This window comes from Dietzia sp. DQ11-71, assembly GCF_014144995.1.
Taxonomy (GTDB): domain Bacteria; phylum Actinomycetota; class Actinomycetes; order Mycobacteriales; family Mycobacteriaceae; genus Dietzia; species Dietzia kunjamensis.
Genome location: NZ_JAALDT010000161.1, coordinates 1 through 3,636 on the forward strand (window position 1 = coordinate 1; position 3,636 = coordinate 3,636).

4 protein-coding genes are annotated in these 3,636 nt (G+C 70.8%); 3 read left to right on the forward strand and 1 reads right to left on the reverse strand.

Features of this window, described 5'->3' with window-relative positions:
* Positions 1-468: GTP-binding protein (locus G6023_RS06665; protein ID WP_182634595.1), on the forward strand; the 468-nt coding region annotated here is incomplete at its 5' end.
* A gap of 181 nt (positions 469-649) precedes the next feature.
* The gene (locus tag G6023_RS06670; protein ID WP_069388705.1) at positions 650-1,534 is read left to right on the forward strand and encodes a LuxR C-terminal-related transcriptional regulator; all 885 of its coding nucleotides are present in this window, start codon (positions 650-652) and stop codon (positions 1,532-1,534) included.
* 59 nt (positions 1,535-1,593) lie between these two features.
* Here the strand turns inward: G6023_RS06670 and G6023_RS06675 are convergent, their stop codons facing one another.
* Complete coding sequence (locus G6023_RS06675; protein ID WP_182634597.1) at positions 1,594-2,169, reverse strand: cob(I)yrinic acid a,c-diamide adenosyltransferase; 576 nt, start codon at positions 2,167-2,169, stop codon at positions 1,594-1,596.
* Positions 2,170-2,241: 72 nt separating this feature from the next.
* Between G6023_RS06675 and murA the strand changes: the two genes are divergently transcribed.
* Entirely contained in the window at positions 2,242-3,525 is a 1,284-nt protein-coding gene (murA, locus tag G6023_RS06680) for a UDP-N-acetylglucosamine 1-carboxyvinyltransferase (RefSeq protein ID WP_120284445.1), read from the forward strand.
* Positions 3,526-3,636 lie beyond the last annotated feature (111 nt).

Here is a 3,636-nt window from a genome sequence, read left to right on the forward strand (position 1 = left end):
CACCTGCATGACGGCTACACGGCTGTCACCGTGACGCCGGCCGGTCCCCTGCACCCGCGCCGCTTCCTCACCGCGGTCTCGGCGCCGCCGGCCGGCGCCTACCGCGCCAAGGGCACGTTGACCCTGGCAGGCGCGGACGGCCCCCGCCGCTACGAGGTGGCTCTGGTGGGCCGCCGGTTGGAGCTGCGCGCCGGGGGAGAGGGGCCGGAGGGTCTGGTGGTGATCGGCGTGGAGATGGACGACGACGAGGTGGTCCGCTTCCTCGAGGAGGCCGTGCTGGACACCGGGGAGACGGTCGACGCCTCGGCCATGCTGGGCCTGCACCCGTACCTCGTCGGCGACCCGGACTCCAGCGACGTCGAGGAATGGATCTACGACGAACAGCGCGCGGCGCCCGTCACCGGGGTCGCCGCGATGTTGGCCGATCCCGAGGATCCGGAGGCATTCGATCCAGCTTTCACCCCCTGACCGCGGTGCGGGGACGAAGCTGCGGCCGGTACCCCCGACGACCTGACGCCTCTCTCATGTTCTGGTTCGGCGTCACCCCGACTACGTGCGTATAGTGGCGCTGACGACGCCGAAGTGTCGCACCGGCAGGGGGGCCAACCGCCCGCGGCGGGGGTGCTGCACGGACGAGGGAGGAGACCTCGTGGACGAGGACAACACCGGCCACGGCCCGAGCGGCGCCGGGGACTCCCAGCGACGCAAGCGTGACCTCGCCTCGGTGCGTAGCGCGATCGCGGCGCTGCGGGAGGCCACGGGAATCCCCGTGACGATCGGTGGTGTCGTCGGGGAGGGCCACACGTTGGTCCTGTCAGAGTCCCTCGGGATGCGGACCTCGGCGATGAAGGACCTCAAGGTCCACTACGGGGCCGGCGTGGGCGGTCGGGTCATGGCCACCGGCAAGCCGGTCGGCGTGGCGGACTACCCGCGGGCCGGGGTCATCACCCACGAGTACGACCTCCCGGTGCTCTCCGAGGGGCTGCGGTCGATGGCCGCCATCCCCGTCGTGGTGGGCAAGGACGTACGCGCGGTGATCTACGCCGGTGTCCACTCCTCGGTCCGGTTCGGCGAGAAGGTCCTCAACCAGATGGCGGCCACCGCCCGCGCCCTGGAACAGGAGATCGCGGTCAACGACGCACTGGCGGCCCGCGGCGCCGCCCCGGTCGGGCCCGGCTCCGGCGAGGGCCGGTGGGACGACGTGCTGTCCAACGAGCGGATGCGCGAGACCCACGCCCGCCTGCGGATGCTCGCCTCACGCACCGAGGACCCGGACGTCCGCGTGGAGCTCGAACGCATCTGCGCCGAGATGGTCTCCCCGCCGCCCGAGATGCCCACCGCGCGGTTGTCCCGCCGCGAACTCGACGTGCTGGCGTGCGTCGCCCAGGGCAAGACCAACATCGAGACCGCCGCCGACATGGGCATCGGTGCCGAGACGGTGAAGAGCTACCTGCGGTCGGTGATGCGGAAACTCGACGCGCACACCCGGTTCGAGGCGGTCAACGCAGCACGCCGCATGGGCGCGCTGCCCTGACCCACCCCGCTCCGGCCGGTCGCGGTCCGGTCAGCCGCGCTCCGTCCGCTGAGCTCCGGTCAGCCGCGCTCCCCGCCGGGCACCCACAGGACGTCGCCCTCCGGGTTCGCGACCCGGCCCAGGACGAACAGCAGATCCGACAGCCGGTTCAGGTACTTCGCCGGCAGGACCGAGGTCGTCTCCGGGTGCGCCTCGACGGCCGCCCATGCCGAACGCTCCGCCCGTCGGGTGACGGTACGGGCGACGTGCAGGTACGCACCCCCCGGGGTCCCGCCCGGCAAAATGAACGACGTCAGGTCCGGCACCTCGGCGTTGAACTGGTCGATCCAGCTCTCGAGGCGATCGATATAGGGCTGCTCGATGCGCAGCGGCGGGTACTTGGGGTCCTCGACCTCCGGCGTCGACAGGTCCGCGCCGGCGTCGAAGAGGTCGTTCTGCACGGTCCGCAGTACCGCGACGACACGGTCGTCCAGGCCTCCGAGCGTCACGGCCACGCCGATCGCCGCGTTGGCCTCGTCGCAGTCCGCGTACGCCACCAGTCGGGGATCGTTCTTGCTCACGCGCGAGAAATCGGAGAGGCCCGTGGACCCGTCGTCGCCGGTCCGGGTATAGATCTTGGTCAGGTGAACAGCCATGTCGGCCAACCTACGCTGCCGCGGGGCCGCGGCTGGAGCGGATCCCTCCCTCCTCTCGCCTAGGGTGGAACCGTGAGCGCTAATCCCACGTCCCGCGAGGAGAGCTTCCTCGTCCGCGGCGGTACCCGACTGTCCGGCGAGATCTCCGTATCAGGCGCCAAGAACAGCGTGCTCAAGCTGATGGCGGTGGCGCTCATGGCCGAGGGGCGGACGACGCTGACCAATTGCCCGACGATCTCCGACGTCCCCGCGATGGCCGATGTGCTGCGCCACCTCGGGTGCACGGTCGAGGTCTCCGGCGACACCGTCGTGATCGACACCCCGGCTGAGTTGGGGCACGTGGCCGATGACAAAGCGGCCCAGCGCCTGCGCGCATCGGTGTGCATCCTGGGACCACTGGTCGGCCGCCATCATCGCGCCGTGATCGCGATGCCCGGCGGAGACGCGATCGGAAGCCGTCCCCTCAACTGGCACCAGAACGGACTCAACCGGCTCGGCGCCCGCACCCGCATGGACCACGGCCGACTCGTCGCCGACGCGACCGAGCTCCGGGGCGCGGACTACGAGTTGAGCTTCCCGTCCGTCGGCGCGACCGAGACCTTCGTGACCGCGGCGGTCCTGGCGGAGGGCACCTCGGTTCTCAAGAACGCCGCGCGCGAGCCGGAGATCGTCGACATCTGCGACCTGCTCAACGAGATGGGGGCACAGATCAGCGGCGCGGGGACGAGCACGATCACCATCCGCGGCGTCGATGAGCTGACGCCGGTCAGTCACCGGGTGGTCGGGGACCGGATCGTCGCGGCCACCTGGGCCATGGGTGCGGTGATGACCCGGGGCGACGTCACCGTCACCGGCATCGACCCCATGTTCATCCATGTGGTGCTGGAGAACCTGCGCGCGGTGGGTGCCGACGTCGAGACCGGGCCCGACTGGATCCGGGTCGCCCAGGAGGGCCGGCCGCGGGCCCGGGACATCCGGACCCTGCCCTTCCCCGGTTTCCCCACCGACCTCCAGCCGATGGCGATCGCACTCGCCTCCGTGTCCGAGGGGGTGTCGGTGGTGACCGAGAACCTCTTCGAGGCACGGTTCCGGTTCGTCGAGGAGATGGTCCGCATGGGCGTCACCGCCGAGACCGACGGTCACCACGCCAAGATCGTCGGCCGCGAGCGCCTGGACTCCGCGACGGTCTGGGCGAGCGACATCCGCGCCGGGGCCGGGCTCGTGTTGGCCGGCATGTGCGCGGACGACGTCACCGAGGTCTGCGAGGTCTTCCACATCGACCGGGGATACTCCGACTTCGTCGGGAACGTCCGGTCCCTCGGCGGCGAGATCGAGCGAGTGCCCACCCATCGTTGAGGTCGACGGGGCGGAGATCGGGCACGCAACGCCGAAACTGCCTCTGACCAGGCGATTAGTACTTTCGCCGCGGCCCGTGTAACTTTATCGGAGCCGCCAGGGAGCGGGCCG